The sequence below is a fragment of the Micromonospora sp. NPDC093277 genome (genome assembly GCF_044765245.1).
In the GTDB taxonomy this organism is placed as follows: Bacteria; Actinomycetota; Actinomycetes; order Mycobacteriales; family Micromonosporaceae; genus Micromonospora.
Window position 1 is genome coordinate 311,273 of record NZ_JBIWJO010000006.1, and the last position, 26,788, is coordinate 338,060.

General features: G+C 72.4%; 23 protein-coding genes. 16 read left to right on the forward strand and 7 right to left on the reverse strand.

All coding sequences use genetic code 11. The annotated features are described in order from the left end of the window. Nucleotides 1–15: 15 nt before the first annotated feature. Entirely contained in the window at nucleotides 16–309 is a 294-nt protein-coding gene (locus ACIRG9_RS15905; RefSeq protein ID WP_402855689.1) for a hypothetical protein, read from the reverse strand. Nucleotides 310–488: 179 nt separating this feature from the next. Between ACIRG9_RS15905 and ACIRG9_RS15910 the strand changes: the two genes are divergently transcribed. From ACIRG9_RS15910 to ACIRG9_RS15920, 3 genes are all read left to right on the forward strand, one after another. Next, on the forward strand, nucleotides 489–845 hold the full coding sequence (locus tag ACIRG9_RS15910) for an ArsR/SmtB family transcription factor (protein WP_402855692.1): 357 nt from the start codon (nucleotides 489–491) through the stop codon (nucleotides 843–845). A gap of 74 nt (nucleotides 846–919) precedes the next feature. Beyond that, nucleotides 920–2,560 (forward strand): SulP family inorganic anion transporter, encoded by a 1,641-nt coding sequence (locus ACIRG9_RS15915; protein ID WP_402856081.1) that lies wholly within the window; start codon nucleotides 920–922, stop codon nucleotides 2,558–2,560. A gap of 30 nt (nucleotides 2,561–2,590) precedes the next feature. Then, a complete protein-coding gene (locus tag ACIRG9_RS15920; RefSeq protein WP_402855695.1) occupies nucleotides 2,591–2,902 on the forward strand; it encodes a hypothetical protein in 312 nt (103 codons plus the stop codon). Nucleotides 2,903–3,010: 108 nt separating this feature from the next. On the opposite strand, the gene ACIRG9_RS15925 is transcribed toward ACIRG9_RS15920, so the two are convergent. Continuing rightward, nucleotides 3,011–4,087: a glycerophosphodiester phosphodiesterase family protein gene (locus ACIRG9_RS15925; protein ID WP_402855698.1), complete on the reverse strand. Its 1,077-nt coding sequence runs from the start codon at nucleotides 4,085–4,087 to the stop codon at nucleotides 3,011–3,013. Between the two features lie 517 nt (nucleotides 4,088–4,604). Between ACIRG9_RS15925 and ACIRG9_RS15930 the strand changes: the two genes are divergently transcribed. The 3 genes from ACIRG9_RS15930 to ACIRG9_RS15940 all read left to right on the forward strand — a co-directional run bounded on the left by ACIRG9_RS15930 (nucleotide 4,605) and on the right by ACIRG9_RS15940 (nucleotide 6,120). After that, a complete protein-coding gene (locus tag ACIRG9_RS15930) occupies nucleotides 4,605–4,949 on the forward strand; it encodes an ArsR/SmtB family transcription factor (RefSeq protein ID WP_402855702.1) in 345 nt (114 codons plus the stop codon). A 113-nt stretch (nucleotides 4,950–5,062) separates the two neighbouring features. Then, entirely contained in the window at nucleotides 5,063–5,185 is a 123-nt protein-coding gene (locus ACIRG9_RS15935; protein WP_402855705.1) for a hypothetical protein, read from the forward strand. Nucleotides 5,186–5,196: 11 nt separating this feature from the next. Beyond that, nucleotides 5,197–6,120 carry a siderophore-interacting protein gene (locus tag ACIRG9_RS15940; RefSeq protein WP_402855708.1) on the forward strand — a complete coding sequence of 308 codons (924 nt, stop codon included), beginning with the start codon at nucleotides 5,197–5,199 and terminating at the stop codon, nucleotides 6,118–6,120. Nucleotides 6,121–6,190: 70 nt separating this feature from the next. On the opposite strand, the gene ACIRG9_RS15945 is transcribed toward ACIRG9_RS15940, so the two are convergent. Both ACIRG9_RS15945 and ACIRG9_RS15950 read right to left on the reverse strand, forming a co-directional pair. Continuing rightward, on the reverse strand, nucleotides 6,191–6,739 hold the full coding sequence (locus ACIRG9_RS15945) for a GNAT family N-acetyltransferase (protein WP_402855710.1): 549 nt from the start codon (nucleotides 6,737–6,739) through the stop codon (nucleotides 6,191–6,193). Then, nucleotides 6,723–8,771: a penicillin acylase family protein gene (locus tag ACIRG9_RS15950; RefSeq protein WP_402855713.1), complete on the reverse strand. Its 2,049-nt coding sequence runs from the start codon at nucleotides 8,769–8,771 to the stop codon at nucleotides 6,723–6,725. Before ACIRG9_RS15950 ends, ACIRG9_RS15945 begins: the two co-directional genes overlap by 17 nt. A 212-nt stretch (nucleotides 8,772–8,983) precedes the next feature. Here ACIRG9_RS15950 and ACIRG9_RS15955 point away from each other — a divergent pair, with 212 nt between their 5' ends. From ACIRG9_RS15955 to ACIRG9_RS15975, 5 genes are all read left to right on the forward strand, one after another. After that, nucleotides 8,984–10,543: a pyridoxal phosphate-dependent decarboxylase family protein gene (locus ACIRG9_RS15955; RefSeq protein WP_402855715.1), complete on the forward strand. Its 1,560-nt coding sequence runs from the start codon at nucleotides 8,984–8,986 to the stop codon at nucleotides 10,541–10,543. Between the two features lie 49 nt (nucleotides 10,544–10,592). Further along, nucleotides 10,593–11,888, forward strand: coding sequence for a lysine N(6)-hydroxylase/L-ornithine N(5)-oxygenase family protein (locus ACIRG9_RS15960; protein ID WP_402855718.1), 1,296 nt, complete (start codon nucleotides 10,593–10,595; stop codon nucleotides 11,886–11,888). Next, the gene (locus tag ACIRG9_RS15965) at nucleotides 11,885–12,487 is read left to right on the forward strand and encodes a GNAT family N-acetyltransferase (protein ID WP_402855721.1); all 603 of its coding nucleotides are present in this window, start codon (nucleotides 11,885–11,887) and stop codon (nucleotides 12,485–12,487) included. Before ACIRG9_RS15960 ends, ACIRG9_RS15965 begins: the two co-directional genes overlap by 4 nt. After that, nucleotides 12,484–14,319 (forward strand): IucA/IucC family protein, encoded by a 1,836-nt coding sequence (locus ACIRG9_RS15970; RefSeq protein WP_402855724.1) that lies wholly within the window; start codon nucleotides 12,484–12,486, stop codon nucleotides 14,317–14,319. The genes ACIRG9_RS15965 and ACIRG9_RS15970 overlap by 4 nt, the downstream gene beginning before the upstream one ends. A 137-nt stretch (nucleotides 14,320–14,456) precedes the next feature. Continuing rightward, complete coding sequence (locus ACIRG9_RS15975) at nucleotides 14,457–17,927, forward strand: phosphodiester glycosidase family protein (RefSeq protein ID WP_402855727.1); 3,471 nt, start codon at nucleotides 14,457–14,459, stop codon at nucleotides 17,925–17,927. Between the two features lie 55 nt (nucleotides 17,928–17,982). On the opposite strand, the gene ACIRG9_RS15980 is transcribed toward ACIRG9_RS15975, so the two are convergent. Next, nucleotides 17,983–19,257, reverse strand: coding sequence for a low temperature requirement protein A (locus ACIRG9_RS15980; protein ID WP_402856084.1), 1,275 nt, complete (start codon nucleotides 19,255–19,257; stop codon nucleotides 17,983–17,985). Nucleotides 19,258–19,480: 223 nt separating this feature from the next. After that, a complete protein-coding gene (locus ACIRG9_RS15985; protein WP_402855730.1) occupies nucleotides 19,481–20,443 on the reverse strand; it encodes an FAD-dependent oxidoreductase in 963 nt (320 codons plus the stop codon). Between the two features lie 106 nt (nucleotides 20,444–20,549). Here ACIRG9_RS15985 and ACIRG9_RS15990 point away from each other — a divergent pair, with 106 nt between their 5' ends. Next, a complete protein-coding gene (locus tag ACIRG9_RS15990; protein ID WP_402855733.1) occupies nucleotides 20,550–21,452 on the forward strand; it encodes a LysR family transcriptional regulator in 903 nt (300 codons plus the stop codon). Nucleotides 21,453–21,629: 177 nt separating this feature from the next. Further along, on the forward strand, nucleotides 21,630–22,649 hold the full coding sequence (locus ACIRG9_RS15995; RefSeq protein WP_402855735.1) for a hypothetical protein: 1,020 nt from the start codon (nucleotides 21,630–21,632) through the stop codon (nucleotides 22,647–22,649). A gap of 6 nt (nucleotides 22,650–22,655) precedes the next feature. On the opposite strand, the gene ACIRG9_RS16000 is transcribed toward ACIRG9_RS15995, so the two are convergent. Further along, entirely contained in the window at nucleotides 22,656–23,339 is a 684-nt protein-coding gene (locus ACIRG9_RS16000; RefSeq protein WP_402855738.1) for a VOC family protein, read from the reverse strand. Between the two features lie 171 nt (nucleotides 23,340–23,510). Here ACIRG9_RS16000 and ACIRG9_RS16005 point away from each other — a divergent pair, with 171 nt between their 5' ends. The 3 genes from ACIRG9_RS16005 to ACIRG9_RS16015 all read left to right on the forward strand — a co-directional run bounded on the left by ACIRG9_RS16005 (nucleotide 23,511) and on the right by ACIRG9_RS16015 (nucleotide 26,749). Further along, the gene (locus ACIRG9_RS16005) at nucleotides 23,511–25,001 is read left to right on the forward strand and encodes a long-chain fatty acid--CoA ligase (protein ID WP_402855740.1); all 1,491 of its coding nucleotides are present in this window, start codon (nucleotides 23,511–23,513) and stop codon (nucleotides 24,999–25,001) included. A 215-nt stretch (nucleotides 25,002–25,216) separates the two neighbouring features. Further along, nucleotides 25,217–25,963 (forward strand): lysozyme, encoded by a 747-nt coding sequence (locus ACIRG9_RS16010; protein ID WP_402855743.1) that lies wholly within the window; start codon nucleotides 25,217–25,219, stop codon nucleotides 25,961–25,963. A 114-nt stretch (nucleotides 25,964–26,077) separates the two neighbouring features. Next, on the forward strand, nucleotides 26,078–26,749 hold the full coding sequence (locus ACIRG9_RS16015; protein WP_402855746.1) for a peptidoglycan recognition family protein: 672 nt from the start codon (nucleotides 26,078–26,080) through the stop codon (nucleotides 26,747–26,749). Nucleotides 26,750–26,788: the final 39 nt, after the last annotated feature.

Below are 26,788 nucleotides of genomic sequence, written 5' to 3' on the forward strand. Positions count from 1 at the left end.
CGCGCGGGCGGTCCTTCAGCTGAGACGGAGGTGGGCGGCCCAGAGCGCGCTGGCGCGGCCGGCGGCGGCGTCGACGAGGGCCACCAGCTCGGGCCGGTCGGGCATGGGGAACGAGACGTAGGTGCCACGTCCGCCACCGGTCGGCCGGCCGTAGGCCTTCGCCGCGAGGCGTCCGTCCGGGAGGAGCCGGACGTTGAGTGTGGTCAAGGTGAATTCCTCGCCGCGTCGGGTGTCGGTCCAGCGGAGCCCCTCCGGGATCGTCACGTTGATCGCCAGGGCGCTCACCTCGGGGAGCACGTCGCCGCTCATTGCCGCATCTTCGCACGCGGGTCGGCGCCCGCTGACGCCGCCGGCCAGCCGACACCGACCATCAACCGTCGTACGGCGAGTGCGGCGAGTGTTGCGGGTCACTTCGGCCGGGGGTCGCTGGGCTTGGCGATATGAAGAGGTCTTCAATTGCCTAGGCTGTCAGTCTGGCGAGAGGACGCGTGGTGCTGCCGCTGTACGAGAGGAAGGCGGAGTTCTTCCGCACGCTCGGGCACCCGGTGCGTATCCGGGTGCTGGAGTTGCTCGGTGACGGGCCGATGACCGTACGGGACCTGCTGGCTGACGTGGACATCGAGGCGTCGAGCCTGTCTCAACAGCTTTCGGTGCTGCGTCGGGCGGGGATCGTGACGTCGAGGCGGGAGGGGTCGGCGGTCATCTACGCCCTCGCCGGACCGGACGTCGCGGATCTCATGCGGGCGGCTCGTCGCTTCCTCACCGAGATGCTGGCGGGCCAGGCGGAGCTGCTCGAGAGCCTCCGCGGGGACGCCGGCGACGAGTCAGTGTCGGTTCCCCGGTGAGTGCCGCCGTGTTCGGCCGGTCGGCCTGGCGGCAGGTGGTTGCTCTGCTGCCGGGACGCGCGGACGTCGCGGCGATGCGCAGGCAGCCCCGCCGCGACCTGGTCGCCGGGCTCACCGTCGCGGTGGTGGCGCTGCCGTTGGCGCTGGGGTTCGGGGTGTCGTCCGGTCTGGGCGCGGCCGCCGGCCTGGTGACGGCGATCGTGGCCGGCATCCTCGCCGCGTTGTTCGGCGGGTCGAACCTGCAGGTGTCGGGGCCCACCGGGGCGATGACCGTGGTGCTGGTGCCGATCGTGGCGCGGTACGGGCCGGGCGGCGTGCTCACCGTCGGGGTGATGGCGGGCCTGATCCTGCTGGCGCTGGCCCTGCTCCGCGCCGGGCGGTACGTGCGTTACGTTCCGGCGCCGGTGGTGGAGGGCTTCACCGTGGGTATCGCCGCGGTGATCTTCCTGCAGCAGGTACCTGCCGCGCTCGGTGTGCCGACCCCGGACGGCGAGAAGGTCACGGTGGTGGCCTGGCGGGCGCTGGGCGAGTTCGCCGGCCAGCCACACTGGGCCGCGCTGGCGGTGGCGCTCGGGGTGGCGGCGGTGATGCTGGCCGGCGCGCGGTGGCGGCCCACGGTGCCGTTCTCGCTGATCATGGTGGCGGTGGCCACCGTGGTGGCGCAGCTGCTGTCGCTCGATGTCGCCCGCATCGGTGTCCTGCCCGCCACGCTGCCCAGCCCGTCGCTGGGCTTCCTGGACCTGACCGTGGTGCCGACCCTGCTCACCTCGGCGCTGGCGGTCGCCGCCCTGGCCGCACTGGAGAGCCTGCTGTCGGCGACCGTCGCCGACGGGATGACGGTGAACCAGCGCCACGACCCGGACCGGGAACTGTTCGGCCAGGGAGTGGCGAACCTGGTGACCCCGCTCTTCGGCGGCGTGCCGGCGACGGCGGCGATCGCCCGTACGGCGGTCAACGTCCGCTCCGGCGCCCAGTCGCGACTCGCCTCGCTGACCCACGCGATCACCCTGGCGGTGATCATGCTCGCCGCCGCTCCGCTGGTGGCGTACATCCCGGTCGCCGCGCTGGCCGGGGTGCTGCTGGCCACGGCGGTTCGGATGGTCGAGGTGGGCTCGCTGGCCGCCCTGGCCCGCGCGACCCGATCCGACGCGCTCATCATGGCGCTGACCGCGGTGGCCACCCTCGCCCTGGACCTGGTCGCCGCCGTCGGGATCGGCCTGCTCGTCGCCGCCGCGTTGGCCCTCCGCAAGATCGCGGGCGCGGCTCGGCTGGAGGAGGTCCCGCTCGACATCGCGGACCATCACCTCGAGGAGGCCGCCCTGCTCCGGGAGCACATCGTGGCCTACCGCTTCGACGGGCCGCTGTTCTTCGCGGCCGCCCACCGGTTCCTGCTGGAACTGTCCGAGGTGGCGGACGTACGGGTAATCATCCTGCGGATGTCGAGGGTGTCGACGATCGACGGCTCCGGCGCGCTGGTGCTACGCGACGCGATCGAGCGTCTCGAACACCGTGACATCACCGTCCTCGTCTCCGGTGTCCGCACGGACCAGGAGAAGATCCTCGACGCGGTCGGCGTGCTCGAACGGCTGGGCGCCGCTGGTCGCGTCTTCCCGGGCACGGCGGAGGCGATCGACGCGGCTCGCGCCCACCTGCGTCACACCGGCGTCCTGGCCACCGCCAAGCCGGACCTGGTCGACCCCGCCGGCCAGTCGTGACGGCGGAACTGCAGGAAGGCGAACGCGGAGATGGATCCGGCCCGGCGTGCGGCTTGGGAAGCCTATCTGGCGGTACGGGTCGGCCTGCTGCCCGACCTCGAGGTCCTGCCCGTGGGGGATCGTGGTGTCGCCGCGAAGCTGGCCGGGCTCGCGGTTCGCCTCCGTCAACAGGCTCCGCTGTGGCCCGCCTACGGTGACCGGCTCGTCACCGTGGTCACCCGCGCCCGTGAGCTGCAGCGCACCGGCGATCGCACCGGCCTGACCGCGCTGCTGCGGGTCATGCTCCGGTGGCTGTTCCGGCTCTCGCAGGGGGCGGCCCGGCTCCCCGGCAGCCAACACTGATGTCCACCGGGACCGGCTCGCTCCGGCGCTCGGCCGACCGTCGGCCCATCCAGACGACGCCTCCGGGGGCGGCGGGACCAACCGCACCCCGGAGGCTGTCGTGAGTGGTCAGCGCGCCTCGTACACCTTCGGCAGCCGCATGCCACGCTCGGCCATGATCTGCCGGACGTGGTTCGGGTAGTTCGTGATGATGCCGTCGATGCCCATGTCGATCAGCGCCTCGACGGTCGCCGGGTCGTCGCAGGTCCACGGGATGACCTTCAGGCCGCGGTCGTGCGCCGCCGACACCATCGCCTCGTCCACGTAGAAGCGGAAGCCCGGCTGGCCGATCTTGCCGTTCTGCGGGAACCCGTACACGGGGGACAGCGCCGTGACGCCCGGGATGGTGGCGGCGGCCTTCACGAAGTCGCCGTCGAAGTCGTCGGCGTCGAGGCCGCCGAGCCATGGAGAGGCGCCGGGCTGGCCGACCTGGAGGAAGTCGTAGTTGGTCAGCGCCACCAGCGGCCAGGTCGGTGCGAGCCGGTGCATCTCGTTCAGCGCGCCCCAGTCGAAGGACTGGATGGTGACCTGCTTCTCGATCCCGGAAGCGTGGATCTCCTCGTAGACGCGGCGGACGAACAGCTCGCGCGGCGCGGTCTGCTGCGGCGCGCCCGCCTCGACCTTCGTCTCGATGTTCAGCTTGATCTGGTTGGCGTGGTAGCTCTTGACGAGGTCCAGCACGTCCTTGAGCTCGACCATCCGGAAGCCCTTGATCTGCTCCTGCTCCGGGAAGTCGGGCAGCACCTGATATCCGCAGTCCATGGTCTTGAGCTGGGCCAGCGTCAGGTCCTTGATGTACTTGCCGACGTACGGGTACATCGGGTCACCGGGCGTGACCGGGGCGGTGTCGCGGCACTTCTGGGCACTGATCTGCCGGTCGTGGTTGACCACGACCTTCTCGTCCTTGGTGACGTGGGTGTCCAGCTCCAGCGTGCTGACGCCGAGACGCATCGCCTTGGCGAAACCCTCCAGCGACTCCTCGGTGGTCATACCGATGCCGCCCCGATGGGCCTGCAGGTCGAAGTGGGTCTTCTGCGGCAGCACGTTGTAGGGGTTGTTGGGCGACGCGGAAGCGCCGGTGGGTGCGGAGAACGCGGCGAGCGCGGGCACCACGGCCAGGCTCGCCAGAATGCGACGTACAGACATCAAATGACCTCAGCTCCATTTGGATCACATTGACGGCGCGACGCTAGCCCGCCCGGCCGGCCCGCTGTGTGGCCTCGGCATGATGGGTTTCTGAACGTACGCGAAACGCCGGTGCCGACAGCCGTCCCCGGAAAAGGCGGCCGGGAGTCGCTCGTGGACGGACAGGTCCACGGGCGTGGTGGGCCGGCACCCGACGCCTTGACGGCATGGCCCGCCGTACGAGAGATGGGCCGGCGGGCCATGCCGGACTGTGGGCCGTCGCGTGGCGAGGAAGCCACGTTCGGCGAGTGCTCCGTCGGCCAGGGGCCGCGGGTGGTCGATCGCCGGGCAGACCGGACCAGGTTCACCGACGCCGGTGCGGTGGTCGGCCTCCCGACGTCCTCACGACTTGCCAACTTTAGCAAGTCATGAGATTCAACTTGCTGCCGGTCACCAGGACGAGGAGCCGGCACAGGCCGGGCCCGCCCGAGTGAACGAACTGCGGATCGTAGCGTGTCTCCCAGAAAGGGGTGGGCCCGTGAGTACGCCGCTGTATCAGGCCAAGGCCGAGTTTTTCAAGACGCTGGGGCATCCGGCCCGGATTCGCGTGCTGGAGCTTCTCGCGGAGCGGGAACATGCGGTGTCGGAGCTGCTGCCGGAGGTGGGCATCGAGGCGGCGCACCTGTCGCAACAGTTGGCGGTGCTGCGCCGGGCGAACCTGGTGGTGACCCGCAGGGACGGTTCGACCGTCTACTACTCGATGGTCAGCCCGCAGGTGGCGGAGCTGCTGGCGGTGGCGCGGCGGATCCTGACCGAGGTGTTGACCAGTCAGGCCGAACTGCTGGGGGATCTGCGCGCCGCCGAGCGGGCCGACCCGGAGTGAACGAGCCGCTCGAAAGCAGCGGTGGGGTGGCCGGACCGGAAGGGCCGAGGTGAACTCGACGAAAATCCGAATACCTTGACAATGTCAACTAAGGTTAGGTTAACCTAACCCCCGTGAGTGGTGGGGGCAGCCGCGCTCCGGGGGACCGCGCCGCCGGCATGCCGCGGTATGCGTTGACCGAGGACGCCCTCACCGAGACGTACGGGATCCGCGTCGAGGGCCGGCCCGCGCATTGAGAAAGGCTGTCATGCCGAGCATTGTGTCCGTCGCGCCCTGGCGCGTCTTCAGCGTCGAGGTTCGCGCGCTGCGTCTGCTCAGCCCGTCGTTCCTGCGCGTCACCTTCGCCGGCCCGGACCTGGACCGGTTCGCCGACAACGGTTACGACCAGCGGATCAAGGTGGCGCTGCCGCTGCCCGGCAGCCGGGTGGCGGAGCTGCCGGACGGGCCCGACTGGTACCAGCGGTGGCGGGAGCTGCCCGCCGACCGGCGCAGCCCGGTCCGCACGTACACCGTCCGCGCGGTCCGTCCCCAGGTCCAGGAGGTGGACGTGGACCTCGTCCTGCACGGCGACGGCGGCCCGGCGACCCGCTGGGCGCGACGGGCCCGCCTCGGTGACCGGCTCGCCCTGGTCGGGCCCGACGACGGCTACCCGGGCGTGCACGGGGGCGTCGAGTTCCGGCCGCCGCGGGGTGGGACGCTGCTGCTCGCCGGGGACGAGACCGCCGCGCCCGCGATCTGCGCCATCCTGGAACGGCTGCCGGCCGGGGCCCGCGGCCAGGCGCTGGTCGAGGTGCCCGATCCGGGAGACGTACTGCCGGTGACCGCGCCGGCCGGTGTCTCCGTGACCTGGCTGGCCCGGACCGGCGGCGGACACGGCAGCCGCCTGGAGCCGGCCGTGACGGCGCTCGCCGCCGAGCTGCTGCCGGTCGCCCTCCCGGCCCTCGCGCCGACGGCTGCCGGCGGCCCCCGGACGCTGACCGACGTGGACGTGGACCAGGAGATCCTCTGGGAGGTACCGCCGCCGGCCGCCCCCGCATCGCTGTACGCGTGGCTGGCCGGCGAGGCGGGCGTCATCCGTCGGCTGCGCCGGCACCTGGTCGCCGAACGGGGCCTCGACCGGGGCGCGGTGGCGTTCATGGGCTACTGGCGGCTGGGCCGCGCCGCCTCCTGAACGGGCGGGCCCGCCGGCCCGCGCCGGCCGGGCCCGCCCGGCACAGCGCCCGCCGTCTGAGCAGGGCCGGTCAGCGGTCCAGGAAGAGCAGCTGGGCACGCTTGTCGGGCAGGTCGATCTGCGGACCGGGCACGAATCCGGCCCGGACCAGCCGGGCGATGGCCCGGTCGTTGCGGGCGTCCGGCTCGGCCACGATCCGTCGACGGGTCGGGTCGGCCAGCACGAACTCCAGGAACGCGGCGAGGACGGCACCGGTGAAGCCCGGTTCGACACCGCCGTCCGGCGGGGCGACCATCAGGTGGATACCGAAGTCACCGGGCTGGACCTGGTAGCACGCGCCCACCGGGTCGGCCGCCGGCTCGTACGTCTGGAACAGCCCCACCGGGCGGCCGTCGCGGTGGATCAGGTATGCGTGATGGGTGGCCAGCGAGTCCACGTAGGAGTAGATCTCCCGTACCTGCTCCCGGCTGGCGTCGCGCATCCCCCAGAACCGGGCCCGGTCCCGGGTCACCCAGTCGTGGATCAGGTCGACGTCGGTGGTCGGGGCGACCGGGCGGATCAGCACCTCCCCGAAGCCCTCGACGTGCCGCAGCCAGATCGGGTCAGTGGTCGTGGTCATGTCGCTCCTCGGTGAGCCGGTGCCAGTCGGTGACGACCGGGATGAGGTCGCCGCGCAGCCAGTACGGGGACTGGTCACGCTGGTGCGGGTCGCCGGGTATCCCGGAGGCTCCGAACGGGACGATCCACCGGCTGTCGTCGCGCCGGCCGAGGTCCCAGACGTAGCGGGCGGCGGAGGCCCGGAAGCAGTGGTGGGTGACGCCGGGCACGCTGGAGGTGGCCAGCACGCAGTCGTGGTCGCCCGAAAGGCCCGGCGTCGGCGCCGTGGGGTCGGGCAACGCCTGCCAGGGGGCGAGCCGGTGCAGTTCGCCCCAGGGCACCGGGGCCGTGTCCGCCGCCTCCTCGACGGCGATGCGGGCCGCGTCGGCCAGGTCGGTGGCGGGCAGCAGATCGGCCCGTAGCAGGGTCTCCAGGGCGAAACCGACCCTGGACGCCAGCGCCAGCCAGGGCTGGAAAATCGGCGGGTGGTGCGACGGGCCGGCCAGCGGGGTCAACGTCGGGTGGGCGGCCAGGCGGCGGACCAGGGCGGCCCGGACGGTGCCGAAGGCGGCGGCGTCAACGCTGTCGGCGCGCATCTCGCGGTCCCAGCCGAGCAGCCAGTCGCGCAGCGCGACCGCGGCCGGGCTGAGCCCGTCCAGGCCGGCGAGGAGGGCCAGGAGCGGTTCGGCCGACGCCAGCCGGGTGTCGGTGTGGACGCTGGTCAACTCCTCGGCCGACCAGTCCTTGCGGCTGGTCAGCAGTTCCCGGATCCGGTCCGCCCGGTGCGGTGGGGCGAACTCGACGCCGAGCGGCGTGGCGATCCCCCGCTCGTTCGCCATGACAGCAAGGTCGGCCACGTCGGCGCGGGGCATGGCGTGCCAGCCGCGCCACTCGTGCCCGGGTTCCCAGGCCGGTACGACCAGCAGCCCGTTGGCGCGGTCGCGGACCGGCACGGCCCCGGCGACCCGGTGCAGCAGGGCGCCCCCGGTGTCGGCGGCGAGCACCACGTTGACCGGTTCCACCCAGCGGTCACAGGCGGCGTCCACGTCGGCGACCCGGGTGGCGGCGAGCAGGGCGGGCAGCGCGGCGAAGCCGAGGTCGCCGCGGACCCGGGGCGGGTACCGGAGGCTGATCGCCAGGTCGGCGCCCGGTCCGCCGACGACGACGGGGCCGCGTCCGGTCTCGATCACCTCGATGTCGACCGGCTCGCCGCCGGCCACCTCGACGGTCTCGACGTGGGCCTGGGCGCGGCGCCAGCCGTCCGGGCCGAGCGCCTCGACGGTCCCGTCCCGGCGGCGCAGCCGTTCGGCGTAGAGATCCTGGTAGTCGGCCATGGCGTTGGTGATCGCCCAGGCCACCGTGCCGGTGTGGCCGAAGTGGGCGATGCCGGGCACGCCCGGCACGGCGAGGCCCACCACGTCGTACGCCGGGCAGGCGAGGCGGATCTGCTGGTAGACGCCGGGGTCCTCGATGTAGCGGTGCGGGTCACCGGCGACGATCGGCGCGCCGCTGGCGGTGCGTGTCCCGGTGAGCAGCCAGCCGTTGCTGCCGGCGGTGTCCGGGCCGTCGGTGGCGAAGCAGTCGACCGCGTGTGCGCCGAGGTGCCGGGCGACCTCGGTGCGCCAGAGCTTGGCCGGGAAGCCGGCGAAGAGGATGTGGTGGGCGAGCCAGACGGCCAGCGGGGTCCAGGGCAGCCACCGGCCGGGGGCCAGCCCGGTGGCGGCGAACTGCGGGGCCCGCCGGGCGCCCGCGACGAGGCCGGCGTTCACCCCGTCGACGTACGCCCCCAGCCAGGCGGCGGTGTCCGGATCGAGATTGTCGTGGCAGCGACGGGCGGTGTCGTCCAGTAGGGCCTGTCGGGCGAACCGGTCCCAGCCGACGGCGGCCGGGCCAAGGAAGGACGCGCTGGTCCCCTGTGACCGGTGCCGTTCCACCTCGATCTGCCAGGCCCGGTCGAGGGCGGTGACGCGGCCCTGGGCGAAGGCCAACGTGCGGGGATCGGCGGCGCGCAGGTGAGGTATCCCCCACGGATCGCGGTAGACGCGACACTCCAACTCGACTCCCCCTCCATTAGGTTTGCCTAACCTATGAAATCTCCGATGCGCGCGCAATCACGCGCGGCGCGATGACTCCCCGCGAGGCGGCGACAACTCCTTGACAGGAAGTTAGGTTAGGGTAACCTAACCCCGGCTCGCGCCGGCCGCCCGCTCCGGGCAGTCGGCCCGGCCGTTCCACCGTGTCCACGCGACCGTTGAGGAATCCGCTGATGACCTTCCAGGGGCACCCCGCCGAGGCCGTACCGCGCCCGACGCGCGGCCGGCCGACGGCCGCCCGCGCGCACCTGTTCCACCCGGGCACGGTCGACCGCTACCGGCAGCTGCTGGCCACCACGGTCGACCGGGTGGCCCACCGGGTCGCCGACGTCGACCGTCCCTTCAGCGGCGTCACCCCGGCCCGGCTCGCCCCCGAGGTCGACCGGGTCGACCTGGACCGACCGCTGACCGACCCGGCCGCCGCCCTCGACGAACTGGAGTCGGTCTACCTCCGCGACGCGGTGTGGTTCCACCACCCCCGCTACCTGGCGCACCTCAACTGCCCGGTGGTGATCCCGGCGCTGCTCGGCGAGGCGGTGCTCAGCGCCGTCAACTCCTCTCTGGACACCTGGGACCAGAGCGCCGGCGGGACGCTGATCGAACGCCGTCTGATCGACTGGACGGCCGACCGGATCGGTCTCGGACCCACCGCCGACGGGGTGTTCACCAGTGGCGGCACCCAGTCCAACCTCCAGGCCATGCTGCTGGCCCGGGAGGGGGCCGTGACGGCGATGGCCCGACCGCGCGAGGAACTGCTGCCCCGGCTGCGCATCCTCACCTCCGTGGCCGGGCACTTCAGCGTGCAGAAGTCGGCGAAGCTGCTCGGGCTGGCCCGGGACGCGGTGGTCACCGTCGACACCGACCCCGACCGGCGGATACGGACCGCCGCGCTGGCCCACGAGATCGCCCGCTGCCGGCAGGACGGCCTGATCGTGATGGCCGTGGTCGCCACCGCCGGCACCACCGACTTCGGCACCATCGACCCGCTCCCGGCCATCGCCGACCTGTGCCGGGCCGCCGGTGTCTGGCTGCACGTCGACGCCGCGTACGGCTGCGGGCTGCTGGTCTCGCCGACCCGCCGGCACCTGCTCGCCGGCATCGAGCGGGCCGACTCGGTGACCGTCGACTACCACAAGTCCTTCTTCCAACCGGTCAGCTCCAGCGCGCTGCTGGTCCGCGACCGCGCGGTGCTGCGGCACGCCACCTACCACGCCGACTACCTCAACCCTGAGCGGACGGCCGAGCGCATCCCCAACCAGGTCGACAAGAGTCTGCAGACCACCCGCCGATTCGACGCCCTCAAGCTCTGGCTGACCCTGCGAATCATGGGCCCGGACGCGATCGGGGCGCTCTTCGACGAGGTGCTCGACCTCGCCGCCGACGCCTGGCGGCTGCTCACCGCCGACCCCCGTTTCGAGGTGGTGACCCGGTCGCAGCTGAGCACCCTCGTGTTCCGGTACCTGCCGGCCGAGCACCACCTGGCCGACGACGCCAACCTGTACGCCCGCGAGGCGCTGGCCGCCTCCGGCGCCGCCCTCGTCGCCGGCACCAAGGTCGACGGGGCGCACTACCTGAAGTTCACCCTGCTCAACCCGGAGACCACCGTGGACGACATCGTCCACGTCCTGGACCTGGTCGCCGCCCACGCGAGCCGGTACGTGCGGACGAAGACCGCCGCCGAGGCGTCCGTGCCGCCGACCGAGGTCGCCGCCCAGCCCTGCCGCGTCGGCTGACCGCCCGCGTCCCCCGTTCCCGCGTCCCGCGCCCTGGAGAAAGAGCCGCATGTCCACCACCCACGACTTCGTCGCGATCGGCCTGGGCCCGTACAACCTCGGGCTGGCCTGCCTGGCCGAGCCGATCGCCGACCTGGACGGTGTCTTCCTGGAGGCCCGGTCGGAGTTCGACTGGCACCCCGGAATGCTGCTGGAGTCCAGCCGGCTCCAGACGCCGTTCATCGCCGACCTGGTCAGCCTGGCCGACCCGACCTCGCCGTACTCCTTCCTCAACTACCTCAAGGAGACCGGAAGGCTCTACCCGTTCTACATCCGGGAGAGCTTCTACCCGCTGCGCCGGGAGTACAACGACTACTGCCGCTGGGCGGCCGGCAAGCTGCCGGGCCTGCGCTTCGGCCACGAGGTCACCTCGGTGGAGCACCACGACGACGGCTACACCGTCCGCGCCACGGACGGCGCGACCGGCGAACCGGTGGAATACCGCGGGCGGCACCTGGTGCTGGGCACCGGCACCCCGCCCTATCTGCCGTCCGCCTGCGCCGGGCTCGGCGGCGACGCGATCCACAACTCACGCTACCTGGAGCACCGGGAAGCGCTGCGGGCCAAGGAGAGCATCACCATCGTCGGCAGCGGACAGAGCGCGGCCGAGATCTACCACGAGCTGCTCACCGACCTCGACAGCCACCACTACCAGCTCAACTGGGTGACCCGGTCGCCGCGCTTCTTCCCCCTCGAATACACCAAACTCACCCTGGAGATGACCTCCCCCGACTACGTGGACTACTTCCACGCCCTGCCCGAGCCGACCCGCTACCGGCTGGAGTCCGAGCAGAAGGGCCTGTTCAAGGGGATCAACTCCGACCTGATCAACGACATCTTCGACCTGCTCTACGCCCGCAGCCTGGACGGGCCGGTACGCACCCGGCTGCTCACCAGCACCGAGCTGACCAACGCCCGGTACGACGAGTCGACCGGGCACTACACGCTCGACCTGCGCCACGTCGAGCAGGAGCGGGACCTCACCCTGGAAACCGAGGGGCTGATCCTGGCCACCGGCTACCGCTATCAGATGCCGGAGTTCCTGGAACCGGTGCGCGACCGGCTCCGCCAGGACGCCCACGGGCGCTTCGACGTGGCCCGCAACTACACCGTCGACCACGCCGGACGGGAGGTCTTTCTCCAGAACGCCGGCACCCACACCCACAGCATCACCTCACCCGACCTGGGCATGGGCCCGTACCGCAACTCGTGGATCATCCGCGCGCTGACCGGCCGGGAGCACTACCCGATCGAGCGGCGCATCGCGTTCCAGGAGTTCGGCGTACCGGCGGGAACGGCGTCGTGACGACGGTCGTGTACCGCCGGACCGACCGGCGGCACGGCGCGTTCGCCCTGCGTACGCTCGACCCGGACGCGGACGCCGCGCTGCTGCACGGCTGGGTGACCCACCCGAAGGCTGCCTTCTGGATGATGCTCGACGCCGACCCGGCCCAGGTCACGCACGAGTACCGGCGTATCCACGCCCACCCGCACCACGACGCCTTCGTCGGCCTGTGGCGGGACCGCCCGACCTTCCTCGCCGAACGGTACGACCCGGCGCACGTCGAGCTGGTCGGCCGGTACGACGCGGCGGAGGGTGACGTCGGCATGCACTTCCTCTGCGCACCCACCGACACGCCGGTCCGCGGCTTCACCCTCGCCGTGATCACCACCGTCATGGCCTGGCTCTTCGCCGACCCGGCGACCCGGCGGGTGGTGGTCGAACCGGACGTGCGCAACAGCGCGGTGCACGCCCTCAACGCGGCTGTCGGCTTCACCGTCGTCGGCCCGATCGCCAAACCCGAGAAGGACGCCCTGCTCAGCGTCTGCACCCGCGCCATGTTCGAGAACGCCACCGGCCTGACCACCGGCGGTCCGGCCACCCCCGGAGGAGTCCCCGCGTGAATCCCGTCCCGTCCGCCGCTCCCGACCTGTCGCCCGCCCCGGACCGCTCGGTCACCCACCTGACCCCCGAGCACTGGGACCGCGCCAACCGACTGCTGGTCCGCAAGGCACTCGCCGAGTTCGCCCATGAGCGGCTGCTCACCCCCGAGCCGATCGGAGCCGACCGGTACGTGGTGCGTAGCGACGACGGCACCGTCGAGTACCGGTTCACCGCACAGGTGCTCACCCTGGAGCACTGGCACGTCCACCCGGACAGCATCACCCGGCACCGGGGCGGGCGGGAGCTACCGGTGGATGCCCTGGACCTCTGCACCGAACTGCGCGGCACGCTCGGCCTGTCCGACCAGGTGCTGCCCGTCTACCTCGAAGAGGTCACCTCGACGCTGGCCGGGACGGCGTACAAGCTCAGCCGGCCGCCGGTGCCCGCCGCCGAGCTGGCCCGAGCCGACTTCCAGGCCATCGAGACCGGCATGACCGAGGGGCATCCCTGCTTCGTCGCCAACAACGGACGGCTCGGCTTCGGCATCCGCGACTACCACCGCTACGCCCCGGAGGCCGGCCGGCCGGTCCGCCTGCTCTGGCTCGCCGCGCACCGCGACCACGCCACCTTCACCTGCACCGCGGACCTGGACTACGACACCCACATCCGGCTGGAGCTCGGGGACGAGACCCTGGCCCGCTTCGCCGCCACCCTCACCGGCCTCGGTCTCGACCCGGCCCACTACCTGCTCCTCCCGGTGCACCCGTGGCAGTGGTGGAACCGGATCTCGGTCACCTTCGCCGGCGAGGTGGCCGCCCGCCGGCTGGTCTGCCTCGGCGAGGGCCCGGACGAGCATCTGGCCCAGCAGTCCATCCGCACCTTCTTCAACGTCACCGCGCCGCACCGGCACTACGTCAAGACCGCACTGTCCGTGCTGAACATGGGCTTCCTGCGTGGACTCTCCGCCGCGTACATGGCGGCGACCCCAGCGATCAACGACTGGCTCGCCGACCTCCTCGACGGAGACGACCTGATCAGGTCCACCGGACTGACGATCCTGCGGGAACGCGCCGCGATCGGCTACCGGCACCGGCAGTTCGAGGCGGCCACCGACCGGTACTCCCCCTACCGGAAGATGCTCGCCGCGCTGTGGCGGGAGAGTCCGGTGTCGAACCTGCGGCCGGGTGAGCGGCCGGCCACCATGGCGTCGCTGCTGCACACCGATCGGGATGGCCGGTCGCTCGCCGCCGCGCTGATCGCCGAGTCCGGACTGTCCGCCGAGGAGTGGCTGCGCCGCTACCTGGACGCGTACCTGGTCCCGCTGCTGCACGCCTTCTACGCGTACGACCTGGCGTTCATGCCGCACGGCGAGAACGTCATCCTGGTGCTGGACGGCGGACGTGTGGCACGGGTGATCTTCAAGGACATCGCCGAGGAGATCGTGGTGATGGACCCGGCGGTGACGCTGCCCGAGCCGGTACGCCGCATCCAGGCGGACGTGCCGGAGGAGATGCGGCTACTGTCGATCTTCACGGACGTGTTCGACTGCTTCCTCCGGCACCTGGGCGCGCTGCTCGCCACCGAGGGTGTGCTCGCCGAGGCGACCTTCTGGGGGACCGTGGCCGGCTGTGCCGCCGATTACCGCGACCGGGTGCCCCACCTGGCCGACCGGTTCCGGCGGTACGACCTGTTCGCCGACGAGTTCGCCCTGTCCTGCCTCAACCGGCTCCAGCTGCGCGACAACCAGCAGATGGTCGACCTGGCCGACCCCTCCGCCGCCCTGCAACTGGTCGGCACCCTCCGCAATCCCGTCGCCGCCTGGCTGAAGTCGGATCGTGCGGGCACCGGCTGACCACGCCCGCAGAAACGACACAGAGATCAAAGTTCGCCAACTGTTTCGTGCGACAAGGGTGAATAGGGGCCTATGTTCCCAACATGACACGCCATCCCTCGCGCCGACGGTTAGCCCGTCCTGTCGGGCTGCTAGCCGTGTTCGCCGTGGTAGCCGCACCGCTGAGCACACCTCCGGGTGCGCTGCCCGGCGCCGGCCCGCTGCCCGCCTATGCCAACACCTCTGCCCTCGATCACGATCACGAGCACGAGAAGGAAGGACATCGCCCGCCCAGCGGTCCGGTCGTACCCGTACCGCCCGAGGACGGCGCGATGGTCGCCGCCGCCGCACCGGCGGCTGCGGACACTCCCTGGCTGCCGGTCAGCCAAAGCGCCGAGGAACTCGCCCCCGGCGTCACCTTCAGCCGCGACCGCAGCTATGACAGCGGCGGCTTCGTGGACAGCTTCCTGCTCACCACCGACCTCAAGGGCCCGACGAAGCCGAAGCTGCTCGCGGAGAGCGTCAGCGGCGCCCTGGTGCCCACCGAACTGGCGGACGCCTCCCGTGCCGTCGCCGGCACCAACGGCGACTTCTTCGCCATCAACGGCACCAACGCGCCGATCGGCGGTGCCGTCCAGGACGGCGAACTGATCAAGGCCGACCGTTCCGGCGGCGCCATGGTCGGGCTCGACGCCGACGGCGTCGGCCAGATCACCAACATGTTCCTGGAAGGCACCGCCACCGTCGGCACCCGCAGCTTCGAGCTGGGCGGCCTGAACAGCAACGGCGTACCCGCCAACTCAGCGGTGCTCTACACGCCGAAGTGGGGCCCGGGCGACCGCGGCTACGTCAGCAGCAGCGGTTCGGTTGCCGAACTCGTCATCAGGCAGGGCAAGGTCACCGAGGTGCGCCGGGCCAAGACGGCCGAGCCCGTACCGAGCGACGGGTACGTGCTCCTCGCCGCCGGCAGCCTCGCCAACGAACTCGCCGGCACCGCCCTCGGTACGCCGGTCACGGTCGACTACCACGCCCGCACCGACGCGCCCAACCCGTACTCGCTGGCGCTCGGCGCGCACCTGGTGCTCCTGCGGGACGGCGTGACCCAGCCGATCAACCCGAACGACACCAACAACCCCGCGCTCAAGCCGCGTACCGCCGTCGGCTGGACCGCCGACGGGAAGCTGCTCGTGTACGTCGCGGACGGCAGCTCCAGCCGCTCGCGTGGCCTGACCGCCTACGAGCTCGCCGACCGGATGAAGGCGATCGGCGCCGTCGACGCGGTGATGCTCGACGGCGGCGGCTCGACCCAGCTGGTGACCCGCCGCCACGGCGACTCGCAGGTCAGCGTCACCAACGTGCCGTCCGACGGTTCCCAGCGTCCGGTGCCGAACGGCATCGGCCTGATCGCGCCGAAGGGCAGCGGCGAGCTGCGCGGCATCGACGTACGGCTGCGCTCGGACCGGGTCTTCCCGGGCCTGTCCCGCGACGTCGCCGCCGCGGGCTACGACGAGATGTACGGGCCGGCACCGCTGGCCGGCGTGAAGTGGCAGTCGGTACCGGGCAGCCTGGTCAAGCCGGACGCGGAGCGGGGGCTGCGCGGATTCCACAGTGGCAGCGGCAAACTCGTCGCCAGGTCCGGTGGCATCCGGCAGGAGGTCGACCTGCGGGTGCTCGGTGACCTGGACCAGCTCGAGGCCGACGTGCAGGCGCTCGCCCTCGAACCCGGCGACCACCGGGACGTCACCGTCACGGGCGTCGACGCGGAGGGTTTCCGTGCGCCGATCGAGCCGCGCGACCTCACCTTCGACTACGACAAGTCGGTGCTCGAGATCAGCGCCCAGCCGAACGGCACGGTGCGGATCAGCGGCCTGGACACCGCCTCCGGCAGCGGCACCATCGTGACCGCCACCGTGCAGGGGCACGTGCTACGCATCCCGGTGACGATCGGCCTCTCGGACGTGCGGATGTCGTCGCTGGCGGACGCGAGCCAGTGGTCGTCGGCGGCGGTGCTGGCCAAGGCGAGCGTCACCACGGTCGACACCAGTGACCGTCCCGGCGCGGCGCCCGGCGAGAAGGGCCTGCGGCTCACCTACGACTACACCAACCAGGCGGCCGGCACCTCGGCGGCGTACGCGGTCGCGAAGACCCCGCTGGTGGTCCCGGACGGCGCCCAGCGCCTCGCTCTGTGGATCAAGGGTGACGGGCACAAGCACTGGATGCGGGCCATGATGCAGGCGCAGGGCTCGACGAACGTGCCGTTCACGTTCGCGGCCGAGGTCGACTGGACCGGCTGGAAGCGCGTCGAGGGCCTGATCCCGACCGGATTCAGCGCGCCGATCACAGTCAACCGGATCTACATCGTGGAGACGGACACCACCAAGCGGGACGCCGGCCAGCTCGACCTCGCGCTGCTCGACGCGCGCGTCGGTGTGGCGCTGGACGTGCCGGACGTACCGGACCAGCCGGACCCGGCGGTGCGCGAGCAGGTTGGCGTGCCGACGGACAGCCAGTCCGGATGGAACTTCGCGGTCCTCTCCGACACGCACGTCAACGCCGACGGCGGCACCACGTCGTACGCGTACACCCAGACCGCCCGGGCGATCGACGAGATCGTGGCGGCCGAGCCGGACTTCATCCTGCTCTCCGGCGACGCCGTGGACACCAACCGGCCGCAGGACTTCGCCCTGTTCCAGCGGCTGCTCGACGAGCACGTACCGGCCGACATCCCGCTCTACTGGGCGGTCGGCAACCACGAGTCGGGGGCGACGGCCGGCGGCACGCTCAACCAGTTCACCGCCTCGACCGGGCGCCCGACCCGGCAGGTCTTCGACCACGCCGGCACCCGGTTCATCCTGCTCAACAGCACCCTCGCCTCGCTGCGACTCTCCGACTGGTCGCAGGTGCCGTGGCTGCGGGAGCAGCTGGACGCCGCCAAGGCGGATCCCTCGATCTCCTCGGTGGTGGTCTCCACGCACCACCCGGTGCTGGACCCGACCGGCACCGGTGCGTCGCAGCTGTCCGACCCGTACGAGGCCGAGCTGCTGGAGCAGTGGCTGGCCGACTTCCGGGCCAGCTCCGGCAAGCAGGTCGCGCTGGTGACCGGGCACGCGCACACCGCGCACGTCCGGCGGGCCGACGGCGTACTGGAGTTCAACGCGCCGGTGGTCGGCAAGGTGCCCTACGGCGACGCCGGCCACGGCGGGTTCGCCGCCTGGTCGCTGGTCACGATCGACCCGAGCCGGGCGAAGGTCAACCCGGGCCGGATCGACCCGCAGGGCCTCGGCTGGTTCCGGGCGGACGTACGGCCGGTGCTGACCCGGGTGGAACTGCACACGCCGGAGCAGGTGGCGGCCGGCGAGACCGCGCAGGTGACGGCCAACGCGGTCGACGAGGGCCAGGGCGGGCGCAACGTGCCGCTGCGCTACCCGATGTCGGTGACGTGGGCCGGCGACGCGAACCTGGCGGTCGTCGAGGACGACAAGGCCCGGTCGCAGGCGCTCAAGAGCCCCAAGATCATCGCCGTGCTCGACATCCGGTCGGGCACGCTGACGGGCGTTCGGAAGGGAACGGTTCGGATCGCCGTACGGGCGGGGGCGATGGACGCCACCGCCACCGTCACGGTGAGCTGACACAGCCGTAGGCGCGGGCGGTGCCCCCGGTGCTTCGGGGCACCGTCCGGGACGGTCACAGGTGGCGTCGACGCCAGTCGCTCTCCGCCGATTCGACGGCGACCTGCTCCTCCAGCGCGAGCCCCCGGATCCGACGGCGCAGCCCGTCCTCACGCAGGGTCTCCACGGCGGTGGCGGCGATACAGAGCGCCGCCAGCATCACCAGCGCCACCAGTTCCGGCAGCCGGGCCGCCGCCGCCGCGACCAGGGCGATCACCGCCACCGCCCCCAACAGCGGCCAGTGCACGGTCCGCAGCGCCACGTACGCGCACGCGGCGAGGCTGAGCAGATAGAGCGCGACGCCGCCGTACAGGACGATGATCCGGAAGCCGCCGAGCGGCGCGCCCCAGGCCGGTGTGGTGGGCTCGGCCGCCTCGGTGAGCTGATCCTTGAGCCCGAGAGCGAAGAAGATGATCCCGGTGATCATCGGCAGGTGCAGGTACGTGTAGGCGTAGCGGGTCAGTCGCGCCCGGGTGGCCGGATCTCGGGCATGGTGCAGCACCTGCTCGACCCCGAAGGCCAGGGTGTCGAAGTACGCCCACCAGAGCGCTGCGGCGGTCGCGATGCCGAGCACCGCCGCGGTCATCACCGGCACGGTCAGCGGCGGCGCGCTGGCCCCCATCCATCCCACCCCCAGCGTGATGATCGACTCGCCGAGCGCGATCAGGATCATCAGCGCGTGCCGCTCCGCCCAGTGCCCGGCGGAAAGCACCGCCCAGTACGAACCGCCGAGCGCGATGCCCGCCACGTACTCGACCAGCACCGCCGCCGTCCAGAACCCGAGCTGCAGCCCCGTCGCCTGAGAGTGCTCGGCGACCCGATGCGGCACCTGCCCGGCGGCGACCAGCAGCGCGGTGGCGATCGCCGCCACGGCGGCGAGCTTCAGCCAGCGCCGGAACGCGGCCGGGTCGGATCGGGCCACCCAGCCGAAGACGGCGAGCTGCGAGACCCGCACCAGGAAGTAGCAGCCGGCGAAGATGAGCGGGCCGTTCAGCCCCACGGACTCCCCGACGAACGCCCGCGGGATGCTCAGCACCAGCAGGAAGATGCCGGCCACGGTGACGAAGCCGATCACCGGCAGCACGCCCCGGTCGGTGCGGACCATGTTGCCGAGACCGGCGAATCCGGTCCAGCACCACCAGAGCAACGCCAGCACCAGCAGGGCCCGGTAGAGGTCGATCCAGGACGGGTGGCTCGCGGTCAGGTGGGTGACATTGAGGAACGCCAACACGAAGACCAGGTCGTAGAAGAGCTCCAGACGGGTCCCCCGGGAGCCTGGCGCGCCGAGCATGATGATGCGCGACCAACGGCTGTCGCCGTTCGCCCTCACCCCGGCCGAACCCCCTGGCCCGGCCGGGGCTCTCTCAGGTCCGCCCACCGGTGTAGTTTCCCAACGACGGAGCCGCCGTGGCGTGCAGATCGGTCGATCAACACCGGAACGGGTACGGCCGCCGGCGATCATCGACGGTAGCCGACGGCTCCACCCGGTCGACGGCGGACGGGCGGCCGGCTGCTCAGCCGCCGAGGGCGAGGTCCGCCACCTCGGCGGCGCACCCCCAGGACAGGGTGACCCCCGCCCCGCCGTGACCGTACGCGTGCACGAGCCGGCTGCCGGGCGGGCCCGCCGGGTCCGGGTCCACCTCGACCCGGGGGCCGCCGTGCCGGGCCGGCCGCAGCCCGATCCGCTCGCCGAGCACCGGCGCGTCGGCCAGCTCCGGCACCAGCGCGACGCAGCGACGGCGGATCGCCGCCGCCGTCTCCGGGTCGGGCGCGGTGTGCCCCACCCCGGGCTGGTACGTGCCGCCGAGCACCACGTCGTGCCGGCGCGGATGCACGTACGTGATTCCGGCCGGGTCGTCCTCGTCGCGTACCGAGACGGTCAGCCCCGGGTTCGCCACCAGCACCAGATGACCGCGCACCGGCTGCACGGCCGGGTCGGCGGCGAGCCGGCCGGCGGCCAGTCCCGTCGCGTTGACGACCACCGGTGCGGTGTCGAACGCGTCGGCGAGGCACCGCACCCGACGGCGCAGCAACTGGCCGCCGCCGGCCTCCAGCCGCTGCCGCAGCCAGCCCAGGTACGGCGTCATCTCCACCGTCGGCGCGGTGAACCGCAGCAGCGCCGTGTACGGCGGTCGCGCCGGCTCGGCCACCAGGTCCCCGCACGCCTCCGCCCACCACGGCGGGCCGGCGTACGGCCGGCGCAGCAGCATCCGGGTCGGCCGGTCGACCACCCCCGGCACCCCGTCCGCCGCCTGGCGGCCCAGCTCCGTGTGCGTCTCCCCCGCCCAGCGCAGCACCCGCGGGTCCTGGTCGGTGTGGCTCGGATACCAGACCGCGGCGGCGACCGTGGACACCGTGTCCGCCGGGTCGTCGGCGGCCAACACGGTCACCCGCGCGCCCCGCCGGGCGAGGGTGACCGCCGCCGTCAGCCCGACGACCCCACCACCGACCACCACCACATCCGTCGTCGCCGTCATCGTCCGCTCCCCTCGCTGCCGTTGGACTCGGATCGTCGCCGTCTCGGCGGGCCGCCGTCCAAGACGGATCCGCCAGCCGGCGATAAGCGGCGCTTATCATCGATCGATGGACGACCCGCCGGCCCTGAACGCCTGGTCGGACCTGCGGCGGCTGCACTACTTCGCGGTGCTCGCCGAGGAACTGCACTTCACCCGCGCGGCCGCCCGGCTGCGCGTCGCCCAGCCCGCGCTCAGCCAGCAGATCCGGGCCCTGGAGCGTCAGCTCGGCGTGCCACTCGTGCACCGGACCAGCCGGGGCTGCACCCTGACGGAGGTGGGGGCGCGGGTCGCCGACGAGGCCACCCGGCTGCTCGCCGAGGTGGACGCGGGGGCCGCCCGCATCCGGGATCTGGTACGCGGGCGGGGTGGCCGGCTCCGGTTGGCGTACACCCGGTCGGCGCGCGGCGGCCGGGTCGACGCGCTGGTCGCCCGGTTCCGGGCCGCCCACCCGGAGGTCGAGGTGGTCCCGGAGACGGCCTGGACGGCGCCGAACGTGGCCGGGCTGCTCGCCGGCCGGCTCGACGCGGCGTTCGTCCGCCCGCCGGTCGACGAAGCGGCGCTGGCCTGCCGGACGGTCGACACCGAGGAGCTGTTGCTGGCACTGCCCGCGGGGCACCCGCTCGCCGCCGGCCGGCGCCGGGTCAGCCGGGCCGAGGTGGTCGACCTGCCCGCCGTCATGTGGCCACGCGACAACGGCCCCGGCATGTTCGACCGCACGATCGCCCAGGTCTGGCCGCACGGCGGGTTCCGGCTCGTCCGGCAGGAGCCGGACGACGAGCAGCTGCTGCGGGCGGTCGCGCAGGGGGATGTGGTCGCGGCCGTCCCCGCCGGTCGGGCCCGCGCGCTGCGGCTGCGCGGCGTACGGCTACGCCGCTTCACCGCGCCGACGCCCACCGTGGACGTTGCCCTGGCCTGGCCGCGCGACAGCACAAACCCGGCCCTGCGCCGCCTCCTCGCCCTGCTCGGCTGAGGCCGGGCCAGGTGTGCCCGCGCGGCTGCGGGCGGCTGGCCGTCCCCCTTGCTAGCGTGGGTCGACGTTCGTCGTCGTCGACACGTCCCGGCTGGTCCGCGCCGACGCGCGACACCCCTCGACCAGTCACCCGCCGCCGGAGGGTGGCACCGGCTGACGGTGCGGAGAAGGGGTGACATGACCGACGTGTCGGGCGGTAAGGCGAACCCGCCGAGCCGGCGGCCACGGTGGATCGACCGGGGGTGGGAGCAGGTCCGCCGAGCGGGCCCACGCCTGGTGGCGGCCAGGCGTACGCTGTGGGGCCATCTGTTGCCGGCGTGGCGGCGGCTGCAGGCGGCGGCGGAGGGCGAGGTGCTGTCTCCCCCGTCGGACGAGCTCGTCGAGTTCCGGGAGAGGACGGGCCCGATCACCGTCGCCGCGAAGGGACACATGTTCACGTTCGGCGTCCGGGCCGTGCTCACCTGGTCGGCGACCGGCCTGCGCTCGGAGACGTTGACCTGGTACGCGCGCTACTTCCTGCCGGCCGTGATCCAGCGGTTGCGGCGGGCCGCGGCGGACCGGGCCCGCGACCTGGCGCCGCACCGGGCGGGCGACCTGGAGGTGGCCCTGCAGGCGGCGTTCGCCGAGGAGGGACCGTGGCGGTACACGCACGGCGGCATGACCGTCGAGTGCCGACCGGAGGTGTGGGTACACCACGACGAGCGGGTCCGGCAGGCACTGCGGCCGTACTGGGAACGCATGATCGAGCTGGAGTGCCAGTACGAGCTGTACCTGAAGCGGGCCCGGTACGCCGAGGAGCTGAACCGCCGCTGGGTGACGATCGCGAAGGAGTTCGTCGACGACCCCGCCGGCGGTGAGGAGGCGAAGACGATCAGCGAGGAGCTGGCTCGGGCCCGGCGGCACATGGCCGCGGAACGGCAGGCCGCCGCGCGGTGGAGCGCCGACCTGATGCGGGACCGGGACCGTCAGGCGGGGCTCTTCGAGCCGTTCACCGCCATCGACATCGTCCCGCAACAGCCGTCCGGGCCGACACAGCAGGCGGGCGGGCCGGCGAAGGCGGCACCCGGGACGGCGAAGGATTCAGCCGGGACGGCGACCAGATCACCCGGGCGGACGAAGAACACGGCCGGGCGGGCCGCCGAGTCCCCGCCGGCCGAGGGCGGCGCGCCTCGGCCGGGTCCGGAAGAGCGGCACTGAGGCGGTTCAGCCCGGTGCCGTGTGGTGTGGCTGGGCCTGCCGGGCGCGCAGGAACGCGCTGAGTCCCGACCCGTCCTCGCTGGCCAGGAACGCGCCCCGCGCGCTGAGCAGGGTCTCGTCGGCGTGGGCCAGGCAGCCCCACACCGTGTCGCCCCAGGAGTCGGCGAGTTTCACCTCGGCCGGCGCCGCGCACGCCTCGCCGCGCGGGCCGCCGATCTGGCAGCGGGCCGGCGCGCCGTCCCGCTGGCTGACCCGCGCGGCCTCGCGGATCAACGAGAACCCGGTCTGCCGGCCGTCCTTGGGGCCGCGGGCCTGCTCGGGTACGGCCCGATGCTGTCCGAAAACGACCACGTTGCCGTCGGGGTCGGTGGTGCGGCACTCGCCACCCGGAGCGTGCTCGGGATATCCGGCCCGCTCGACGCTGTGCCCACCGGCGGTGAGGCGGTCGGCCGTCGCGGCCAGATCGTCGACGTAGAGGTAGATGAGCAGGGGCAGCTCGACGGTGATCAGGCGTGGGGTGATCGCGGCGAGCAGTAGGGTCAGCTCTCCGCACCGCAGGTACGACCAGCGGGACCCACCGTCACCGCCGCAGCGCAGCTCCGCGTAGCCGAAGAGCTCGTAGAAGCGTCGCGTGACGTCGGTGTCCGCGACGTACAGCACCGGCACCTGGGCCTGTACTCCGTTCCGCACTGCGCCACTCTACCCAAACCTGATCCGCAAATCACGTCTTGGGGATCGGGTTTTCCCCGGATGTCCGCGCCGCCCTCGGGCCGGGTCGACGCCGACTCGTACGGGCCGGTCCGCTCCGGCGGGCCGTACCGGTATCGTCCGGCACCTGAACGGTGCTTGAAGGAGCAGACGATGAACCTCGCCTCGATCCTGGTCGACTCGGCCGCCCGTGACCCACGGCGGCCGGCCCTCAGGCTGGGCGACCGGACGGTCAGCTACGCCGAACTGGACGACGCCTCGGCCCGGTGCGCCGCCTACCTGCGGGCGCAGGGGGTGGTCCCCGGTGACCGGGTGGCGCTGATGCTGCCGAACGTGCCCGAGTTCGCGGTCGGCTACTACGGCATCCTGCGCGCCGGCGCAGTGGTCGTACCGATGAACCCGCTGCTCAAGCCCCGGGAGGTCGACTACTACCTGGAGGACTCCGGAGCGCGCGGCATCCTCGCCTGGCACACCACCGAGCAGGCCGGCGTCGACCGGGCCGACGGGGTGAGCACCGTCGTGACGCCCGACGGGCTCGCCGCGCTGCTTGCCGGGTACGAGCCGGCGGCCGAGCTGGCCGAGCGGGCCGGCGACGACACCGCCGTCATCCTCTACACCTCCGGCACCACGGGGCAGCCGAAGGGCGCCGAGCTGACCCACGACAATCTGCGCCGCAACGTGGAGGTCACCGGGGCGACGCTGCTCGGGCTCGGCGCCGACGACGTGATGCTCGGCGCGTTGCCGCTGTTCCACTCGTTCGGCCAGACCGTCGCGCTGAACTGCGCGGTCGCCACCGGGGCCTGCCTGGTCCTGCTGCCCCGCTTCGACGCCGCGCAGGCGCTGGAGATCCTGGTCCGCGACCGGGCCAGCGTCTTCGCCGGAGTGCCGACCATGTACGCGGCGCTGCTGGCCGCCGCCGGCGACGACGAGCCGGACCTGTCCGCGCTGCGGACCTGCGTCTCGGGCGGGGCGGCGCTGCCGGTGGACCTGCTGCGCCGGTTCGAGGAGAAGTTCGGCTGCGTGATCCTGGAGGGCTACGGCCTCTCCGAGACCTCCCCCGTCGCCTCGTTCAACCATCCGGACCGGTCACGCAAGCCGGGCACCATCGGCACGCCGATCGACGGCGTGGAAATGGACGTGCGCACCGCCGACGGCACCCCGGCCGCCACCGGCGAGGTCGGCGAGATCGTGATCCGCGGGCACAACGTCATGAAGGGCTACTGGCGGCGGCCGGAGGCGACCGCCGAGGCGATCGCCGACGGCTGGTTCCGCACCGGCGATCTGGGCACCCGGGACGCCGACGGCTACTACCGCATCGTCGACCGCACCAAGGACCTGGTGATCCGCGGCGGCTTCAACGTCTACCCGCGTGAGGTCGAGGAGGTCCTCTACGAGCACCCGGCCGTCGCCGAGGCGGCGGTGCTCGGCACCCCGCACCCGGCCCTCGGCGAGGAGGTGGTGGCGGTGGTCGCGCTGCGCCCCGGGGCCTCCGCCACCCCGGAGGAGCTGCGGGAGCACGTGCGGGGGCAGCTCGCCGCGTACAAGTACCCGCGCGAGGTGTGGATCGTGCCGGCCCTGCCGAAGGGACCCACCGGCAAGATCCTCAAGCGCTCCATCACCGTCCCGCCGCCGGCTGCGGGCTGACTCGACCGCGCCCGCGAGCAGGTGCGGGCCTCCTCTCCCGCCCGCGCTGAGCCGGCGCCTGCGAGATCGAGGGCCGTCTGGCCGGCTTAGCACGGACGACACCGCAAGTTTGAGAGATGATCTTCCATGCGTCTATTGAAATTTGTCTCCAACCTGTGACCTAATACTGACAGTTCCTTTCACTGCCGCATCGCGGCTACCCCCAGGGAGGAAAAATGAAGCGTCCCCTGCGATCGGCGCTGCGCACGGCCGGCGCCGCCCTGTTCACCACCGTCGCCATGGCTGCCTCGGCCCTGGTCGGCGCGGCGCCCGCCAGCGCCGCGCCGGCCGGCCTGCCCGGCATGGATGTCTCCAGCTGGCAGGGCAACGTGAACTGGTCCGCCGCCTGGAACAACGGCGCCCGGTTCGCGTACGTGAAGGCCACCGAGGGCACCGGGTACACCAACCCGTACTTCGCCCAGCAGTACAACGGCTCGTACAACGTCGGCATGATCCGCGGGTCGTACCACTTCGCCCGGCCGGACGTCTCCACCGGTGCCGCCCAGGCCGACTACTTCATCGCCCACGGCGGCGGCTGGTCGAAGGACGGCAAGACCCTGCCGGGCGCCCTCGACATCGAGTACAACCCGTACGGCGCGACCTGCTACGGGCTGAGCCAGGCGTCGATGCGCAACTGGATCGCCTCGTTCGTCAACCAGTACCACACGCGCACCGGCCGGTGGGCCACCATCTACACCACCACCGACTGGTGGAGCACCTGCACCGGCAACACCTCGCAGTTCGCCGCCAACAACCCGCTCTGGATCGCCCGCTACTCCAGCAGCGTCGGCACCCTGCCGGCCGGCTGGGGCGTCTACTCCTTCTGGCAGTGGGCCGACTCGGGCACCTTCCCCGGTGACCAGAACGTCTGGAACGGCACCCTGGACCGGCTCAAGGTTCTGGCCTGCAACGGAACCTGCTGACCCGCTCCGGTGGCGGGCAGCCTCCGGCCACTCCGGCTCGGCGTCTCCGACGCCACGCCGGCCCCGGAGCAGCCGCCCGCCACCGGCGGCGTCCGTCCCGATGAGGAGGCCCTGATGTCCGTTCCCGTCCCCCGCCGGGCCGTGCTGCGCGGCGCGGTCCTGCTCGGCGCCGCCGCCGGCGCCACCGCGATCACCCAGTTCGGCAACCACGACGCGCAGGCCGTCGCCACCCGGGTCGACCAGCCGGATATCGCCAACTGCGCCACCTGGAGCGCCCGCCCGCCCTCGACCAACGTGAGCGTGGTGCAGAGCCGCCCCAACAAGATCATCGTCCATCACACGGCGTTCCCGAACACCACCGACTACAGCCTGGCGCAGGCCTACCGGAACTCGCGTGACATCCAGAACCTGCACATGGACACCAACGGCTGGCTCGACTCCGGGCAACACTTCACCAACAGCCGCGGTGGTTACCTGACCGAGGGCCGGCACGGCAGCCTGTACGCGCTGCTGCACGGGCAGACCATGGTCCAGGGCGCGCACTGCGTCGGGCAGAACAGCCAGGCCATCGGCATCGAGAACGACGGCATCTACCTCGACGTACAGCCGCCGAAGGCGCTCTGGGACAGTCTGGTGTGGTTCTGCGCGTTCACCTGCCAGCAGTACGGCATCGCGTCCAGCGAGATCTACGGGCACAAGGACTTCAACGACACCCAGTGCCCCGGCCTGCTGCACGCCCGGCTCCCCGAACTACGCAGCGCCGTCGCCGCCCGCCTCGGCGGCTGACCCCGCCCCCGCCCCCGCCCACGCCCACGCCCACACCGC

Bases quoted from the DNA above. Each gene is read 5' to 3' on its own strand.
- ACIRG9_RS15915 (WP_402856081.1), top strand. From the start codon at position 920: ATGCGCAGGCAGCCCCGCCGCGACCTGGTCGCCGGGCTCACCGTCGCG.
- ACIRG9_RS16005 (WP_402855740.1), top strand. From the start codon at position 23,511: ATGAACCTCGCCTCGATCCTGGTCGACTCGGCCGCCCGTGACCCACGG.
- ACIRG9_RS15925 (WP_402855698.1), bottom strand. From the start codon at position 4,087: ATGTCTGTACGTCGCATTCTGGCGAGCCTGGCCGTGGTGCCCGCGCTC.
- ACIRG9_RS15955 (WP_402855715.1), top strand. From the start codon at position 8,984: ATGACCTTCCAGGGGCACCCCGCCGAGGCCGTACCGCGCCCGACGCGC.
- ACIRG9_RS15920 (WP_402855695.1), top strand. From the start codon at position 2,591: ATGGATCCGGCCCGGCGTGCGGCTTGGGAAGCCTATCTGGCGGTACGG.
- ACIRG9_RS15940 (WP_402855708.1), top strand. From the start codon at position 5,197: ATGCCGAGCATTGTGTCCGTCGCGCCCTGGCGCGTCTTCAGCGTCGAG.
- ACIRG9_RS15990 (WP_402855733.1), top strand. From the start codon at position 20,550: ATGGACGACCCGCCGGCCCTGAACGCCTGGTCGGACCTGCGGCGGCTG.
- ACIRG9_RS15985 (WP_402855730.1), bottom strand. From the start codon at position 20,443: ATGACGGCGACGACGGATGTGGTGGTGGTCGGTGGTGGGGTCGTCGGG.
- ACIRG9_RS15960 (WP_402855718.1), top strand. From the start codon at position 10,593: ATGTCCACCACCCACGACTTCGTCGCGATCGGCCTGGGCCCGTACAAC.
- ACIRG9_RS16010 (WP_402855743.1), top strand. From the start codon at position 25,217: ATGAAGCGTCCCCTGCGATCGGCGCTGCGCACGGCCGGCGCCGCCCTG.
- ACIRG9_RS16015 (WP_402855746.1), top strand. From the start codon at position 26,078: ATGTCCGTTCCCGTCCCCCGCCGGGCCGTGCTGCGCGGCGCGGTCCTG.
- ACIRG9_RS15945 (WP_402855710.1), bottom strand. From the start codon at position 6,739: ATGACCACGACCACTGACCCGATCTGGCTGCGGCACGTCGAGGGCTTC.
- ACIRG9_RS15995 (WP_402855735.1), top strand. From the start codon at position 21,630: ATGACCGACGTGTCGGGCGGTAAGGCGAACCCGCCGAGCCGGCGGCCA.
- ACIRG9_RS15980 (WP_402856084.1), bottom strand. From the start codon at position 19,257: ATGCTCGGCGCGCCAGGCTCCCGGGGGACCCGTCTGGAGCTCTTCTAC.
- ACIRG9_RS15905 (WP_402855689.1), bottom strand. From the start codon at position 309: ATGAGCGGCGACGTGCTCCCCGAGGTGAGCGCCCTGGCGATCAACGTG.